This window comes from Deltaproteobacteria bacterium (assembly GCA_009930495.1).
Lineage (GTDB): Bacteria > Desulfobacterota > Desulfovibrionia > Desulfovibrionales > Desulfomicrobiaceae > Desulfomicrobium.
The window spans coordinates 1-6520 of the sequence record RZYB01000151.1; the positions used below are offsets into that span (position 1 = coordinate 1).

General features: G+C 61.2%; 3 protein-coding genes. 1 reads left to right on the forward strand and 2 read right to left on the reverse strand.

Annotated features, from left to right (window positions below; translation table 11 throughout):
* Both EOL86_11160 and EOL86_11165 read right to left on the reverse strand, forming a co-directional pair.
* A partial coding sequence (locus EOL86_11160) for a PAS domain S-box protein (protein NCD26133.1) occupies nucleotides 1-3890 on the reverse strand: 3890 nt, incomplete at its 3' end.
* A 51-nt stretch (nucleotides 3891-3941) separates the two neighbouring features.
* Nucleotides 3942-4790, reverse strand: coding sequence for an ABC transporter substrate-binding protein (locus tag EOL86_11165; GenBank protein ID NCD26134.1), 849 nt, complete (start codon nucleotides 4788-4790; stop codon nucleotides 3942-3944).
* 420 nt (nucleotides 4791-5210) lie between these two features.
* On the opposite strand from EOL86_11165, the gene EOL86_11170 reads away from it, so the two are divergent.
* Nucleotides 5211-6520, forward strand: a 1310-nt coding sequence (locus EOL86_11170; protein NCD26135.1) for an ABC transporter substrate-binding protein, incomplete at its 3' end; no start/stop codon positions are given.

Below are 6520 nucleotides of genomic sequence, written 5' to 3' on the forward strand. Positions count from 1 at the left end.
TAATGCTCGCGCACCTGAACCAGCGTCCGCAAAAACAGATCCCTGTCGTCCATGAACCGATGCAACCCTTCGGGCACGTCCACCGTTTCCAGGCGGAGCGGGTCGGACCCGGAAACCTCGGGTTCCCCAGAAGCGGGTGTCGCGGTTTCGACCACGTCGAACCAACGCCGCAGGACACGATACAACTCCCGCATTTCGATGGGCTTGCCGATCAGATCCGTCATGCCGGCGGCCTCGGCCTGCTCCCTGATGCTCGAAAGCACATGGGCGGTCATGGCCACGACAGGCAGGTCGCGCAATCGCTCCTCGGCCCGGATCAGGCGCGTGGCCTCGAATCCGTCCATGACCGGCATCTGGACGTCCATGAGCACCACGTCAACCGCCTCCCGCCGCGCCACGTCAACGCCCTGGGCTCCGTCCCTGGCGGTCAGCACGGTCAGCCCGATATTCTCCAGAATGGCCTGGGCCACCTGCAGGTTGACCTCGTTGTCCTCGACCAACAGCACCCGGCCTCCGGAAAAACGCACCTCGCGGTCGTCCTCCGGACGAGCCTCGGCAGGGGCGGTCCCAGTCCCCAAGGCGTCCATCAGGGCCCGGACAACTCCGGCCATCTGGACGGGCTTGGTCACGACGGCGGCGATCCCCTCCCGCCGCGCCAGACGCGGCAGCATTTCATGACCCAGGGGCGCCAGCAGGATGCCCTGGGGACAGGAAGCCTGTCCCGCCCGGGCCACGATCCGACGCCAGGTTTCCAAACCGTCCATGTCCGGCATGTTCCAATCCAGAAAAATCACGGAAAAATCCCGGCGTCCCAGAGTCTCCAAGGCGGCCAGACCGGAGCTCGCCGCTTCGACATCCAGGCCAAGCCGGGTCAATTTGGACACCAGGACCGCGCGGGCCGAGTCCAGGTCGTCCACGACCAGGGCCGAAACCGGCTTCGCGTCCACGGGCAGGACCGGCGTCGGCAGCGCCGGAGCCACGCCCAAAATGACGGAAAAGGAAAAAATGCTTCCTTTTCCCGGCGTGCTCCAGACATCGATGCGCCCCCCCATGAGCTCGACCAGCTGTCGGGAAATGGCCAGACCCAGGCCGCTGCCGCCAAAACGCCGCGTGGTCGAGGTCTCGGCCTGCACAAAAGGATCGAACAGACCGGCGGCGTGGCTGGTGTCCATGCCGATGCCGGTATCCAGCACGGTGCATCGGAGCTGGAGTTTGCCGTCGGGCAACACGTCGTCCACGCCCACGCTGACCCGGATTTCCCCTTTTTCCGTGAATTTGGCCGCGTTGCCGGCCAAATTGACAAGGACCTGCCCCAGGCGGAGCGGATCTCCGACCAGACCGAGCGGCACTTCCGGCGCCACGTCCACCACCAATTCCACGTCTTCCGCCTTGAGGCGCACGGACACCACGGTGATCAGGTTGTCCAGGAGTTCGGGCAGCTCGAAATTCACGCTCTCCAATTCGACGCGGCCGGCCTCTATCTTGGAAAAATCCAGAATGTCGTTCAAAACACCCAGCAAGGACTTGGCCGACCGCTCGACCTTGACCAGATATTCGCGCTGGACCGGCGTCAATTCCGTGCGCAGGGCCAGATGGGTCATGCCCAGGACGGCGTTCATGGGCGTGCGGATTTCATGACTCATGGTCGCCAGGAAACTGCCCTTGGCCTTGTTGGCGGCCTCGGCTTCCCGGGCCAGCTGCTCGGCCCGGGCGATGGCCGCCTCCAGGCGCTGGTTGGCCAGCATGAGCTCTTCCTCGGTCTGCTTGCGCGCGCTGATGTCCATCATGCATTCCAAGAGCTTGCGGCGTCCCTTGATAAACACCCGGGACACCGTCTTGAGCACGGGCAGGCTGGAACCGTCGGCCCGCACCATGGCCCGCTCGGAGTGATCGACCTCCTGCCCCAGGTCCATGATGGGGCATCGCTCCTCCTCGGCCGGGCACAAAAATTTATGGCAACGCCTGCCAACAATCTCGACCGGATCGGCTCCGAACAGCTCCGCGGCCGTGGAGTTGACCATTTCAATAACACGGGTCTCGGCGTCGATGACGACCAGGGCGATGGGCAGGCTTTCCATCAGGCTGCGTTGAATGTTCTCGCTGTCGCGCAAGGCCTCCTCCATGCGTTTGCGCTCGGTGATATCCTCCTGCACGCCCACGAAATGGGTGATGACGTCCGTTTCGTCGCGCATGGGAGAAATGGAGACATGCTCCCAGAACAAGCTGCCGTCCTTGCGCCGGTTGCAGAGCTCTCCCTGCCATTCCCGGCCCGCGGTGATGGTTTGCCAAAGCTCGGTGTACACCTCGCCCGACATCCGACCAGACTTGATGATGCGCGGCGTCCGACCCACGGACTCCTCGACGGTGTAGCCGGTGTTCTGTTCGAACTTGGGATTGACGTACTCGATGGCGCCCGCGAGGTCGGTGATGACCACGCTGGCCGGGCTCTGCTCCACGGCCATGGCCAGCTTGCGCCCTTTTTCCTCGCTTTGGCGCAGGGCCGCCTCGGTCCGCTTGCGCTCGGTGATATCATGGAACGCGGTCACGGCGCCCGCCAGCCGGTCATTTTCCTTGAGGGGCCGCGACGAGACCTCCACCGTCAGATGCCGCCCGTCACGGGTCTGGAAACATTCTTCCCCGTCATAGGGCGCTCCGGCGTTGACGGCACGGGCAAAGGGACACGCCTGCAACGCCAGAAAATCATTGGCGCCATGGCAATGAAAGAGATCGTGCGCCTGCTTCCCGAGGACGTCCTGCTCGGCATAACCCAAGATCTGACAGGCGGCGGGATTGATGCGCGTGATTTCGCCGGTCGTGGAGGTCACGTACACGCCCTCGGCCAAAACATCGTTGAGCGCGCACAGATTTTGCCGTTCGCGGTCCAGGGACAGGGTGTGGCCCCTCAACCGCCACAAAAGCAGGACAAGCACGACCGATACCAGCACCGTCAGCATCAGATAGGCGTAAAATTCATCCCGAAACGTGACCAGGACGGTATCCGGGGCGTAGGTGATCAGATAGCCACTGGTCCGCCCGATGGCGTCCCGCAGCGGCAGAAAGGATACAATATGGATGCGCCCTTCCAGTTCCTCGAAGGTGGCCCAGCCTTCCCCGGCCGCGAGGCGGGTCTGGATATCCTGGCGCGCGCGCAATTTCGCGTTCAGGGTCCGGGCCGTGACGGACAAGGGAGGAGGACTGGTCGGCAGCAAGGCATTGGCGTCCTCCACCAAAAAACCGGGGTGGATGGCGGCCTCGCTGTAAAGGGAGGACTGCTCGGGAAAAAGCAGGGATTCGGCCAGGGTCCGATTGATGACAAAGGCGTATTCCTGATTCGGACTCAGACTGGCCAGGGCGTCGCGGATGGCCTTGGTGGTGATCACCGACTCCACGCTGCCCACATGGGCATGCCCCTGACCCAGAGGAAAAATATAGCGGAAACCAGTGACGGACCGGCCAATTTCAAAAGCCTCGCAGGCTTGGCGGTGCTGTTTGACCCGCTGGATCATGGGCCGGATATCCGCCAGATCATCCCCAAAATGCGCCGAAAGATGAAAGCGTAAAAAACTGGCGCCATCGGGCAGATGAAAATGCAACTGGCGCAGATTTTGACGCAGCATGGATTGGTAGACGGGGTACAACTGGCGATAGAGGCGCCCCCGGGCAAGGTCGCGGGCCTCGCCCGGACCTTTCTGGGCCGCCTGCATGATTTCCAGCACCTCCGGCGTGTTCAGGGCCGAATCGTGGAATCCCCGCATGGCCAGACGGTACATCTGGATGGAGGCCCGGTAGGAGGTATCCAGCACGGCCATGTGCTCCGCCAGATGCGCGTTTTCCTTGGAAACACGCGAGGAATGCAAAAACAGCCCGCCGCCGGCGCTCATGAGCGCCATCAAGGCCACCACCAGGAATCGCTCCCCCAAGAGACCAGACCAGCCAGACACTTAAAAATTACCTGCCGTTGGAATGTTTTCCTCCCCAAGAAGGGCGCGGACCGGCGCGTAATCCTGATCCTTGGCCGGCGTGGAGCCGTGGCGGATATTATCCCCCCACAAGGCAAGCATGCCCTTGTCGGCGCCAGCCGGATCGAGGCTGGCCAGGGCGTCCCGGAGACGGGTCCGGGTTTCGACATCGAGGGTTTTCCCATTGGCGATGAGGGCAAAGGCCGGCAGGGGCGCGGTCTCGGCCAGGACCTCCAGGCCCAGGTGGGCGTATTTCCTGGCAATGGCGGTCTTGAGTCCGCCAAGGACATATTCCCCCCGGACCACGGCCAGGGCGACTTCGTCGTGCTTGTCGAGATAACGGTACAGGTTCCTGGCCAGGTTTGATCCGTTTTTCCGCAAAAGCCCGCTGGTGGACAGGAAACCGCAGGTGGACAAGGGCTGGGTCAGGGCGATTTTCTGATTGAAAAGTCCGGCCAGATCGATCTTTCTGTCGGTCATGGCCACGATGGCGCAGGTGTACGCGGATTGCCCGTCCGCCTCCCTGAAATGCACCAGGGGTTCGGCGTGATTGGCCTTGGTCTTGAGACTGACGTAGGGCAAGGGCCCCAGATAGGCGAGATCGATGATGCCGGTTTGGAATTTTTCCAGAATCTCTTCGTAGGAATCGGAGTACTCAAAACGAATCTCCAGGCCCAGGGTCTGGCGCAGATAGACCGCCATGGGCATGAACTGCTTGAGCACGGTCTCGCGATTTTCCATGGGCAGGGGCGCGAAAGCGATTTCCATGGACCAAGCCGGCGCGGACAGAGTCAGCAGCGACAACAATACCAAAAAACATTGCCTGAACATGACTCCCCTCCCCGTTCCATGCCGCCGCCCGGCCACGGACCGCCCATGAAGTATTCCTTGAACCACCGCCGGTTCTCCGTAGCAATGCCCACCGGGCCTGACAATCGGAATTTCCTTTTGCCCGAGGCCGCCATGAAACCGAAAAAAATACGTCCGCTGGATTCCGGCTTTTACCGACAGCCCGCGCTCTTTATCTTCAATACACTCAAATCACGGATATTTCCGAAATATCAGGGCTCGGGTCGCCAGGGGTACAAATCGATAATAGATACCCAACGCACTTCGTGCTTCAAGATTTTCAAAAAATCGGCTAGGTCACATGACAGCCAGTCCGGCGCACGACACTGTCCACGGTGAAAACCCGGTGGGATGGTCCCTTCGGGCACGGTATATTCTTTCATCTTCCACGGAGGTTCGTTTGTGAAAAAATTCCTCGTTCTCGCCCTGGCCTTCATGTTCATGGCCACGGCGGCCCAGGCCAAGACGCTCAAAATGGCCCTGGACGCCGATCCCGAATCCATGGATCCGCATGTCCAGCTCTCCGGCGGCATGCTCCAGTACACGCATTTGGTTTTTGATCCGCTGATCCGCTGGACCAAGGACATGAAGTTCGAACCGCGGCTGGCCACCAAGTGGGAGCGCATCGATCCGCTGACCGTGCGTTTTCATCTGCGCAAGGACGTGAAGTTCCATTCCGGCAACCCCTTCACCGCCGCCGACGTGGTCTGGACCATGGACCGTCTGAAAAAGAGCGAGGACTTCAAGGGCCTGTTCACCGCCTTTGCGACGCCCAAGGTCATCGATGACCATACCATCGACATCATCACCACCGAACCCTATCCGCTGGTGGAAAACATGGCCACCTACATCTTCCCCATGGATTCCAAGTTCTACACCGGCAACGATGAGAAGGGTCAGCCCAAGGACGCCATCATCAAGACCGACTATTCCTTCGCCAATCAGAATGAATCCGGCACCGGCCCCTTCAAGGTCACCCACCGCGAGCATGGCGTGAAGATGGTCTACAACCGTTTCGCCGACTACTGGGACAAGGACAGCAAGGGCAATGTGGATGAAATCATCCTGACCCCGATCAAGGAGAACGCGACCCGCACCGCCGCCCTCCTGTCCGGCGACGTGGACTTCATCGCCCCGGTGCCGCCCCAGGACTTCGAGCGTCTGGAGACCAACAAGGACGTCAATCTGGTCAGCATGGCCGGCAGCCGCGTCATCACCTTCCAGCTCAACCAGAAGAAAAAGCCTGAATTCGCCAATCCCAAGGTCCGTCAGGCCATTGTCGCGGCCATCGACAACGCCGGCATTGCCACAAAGATCATGAAGGGCACGGCCACGGCCGCCCAGCAGCAGGGTCCCGAGGGCTTTGACGGCTATGTCGAGAGCCTCAAGCCCCGCTTCGACCTGGCCAAGGCCAAGCAGCTCATGAAGGAAGCCGGCTTCGAGAAGGGCTTCGAGGCGACCATGATCGCCCCCAACAACCGCTACGTGAACGACGAGAAGATCGCCGAGGCCGTTGTTTCCATGCTCTCCAAGATCGGCATCAAGGTCAGCCTGAAGACCATGCCCAAGGCCCAATACTGGGATGAATTCGACGCCCAGGTGGCCGACATCCAGATGGTCGGCTGGCATTCCGACACCGAGGATTCCGCCAACTACTCCGAATACCTGCTGATGTGCCCCAACAAGGAAACCGGCAAGGGCCAGTACAACAG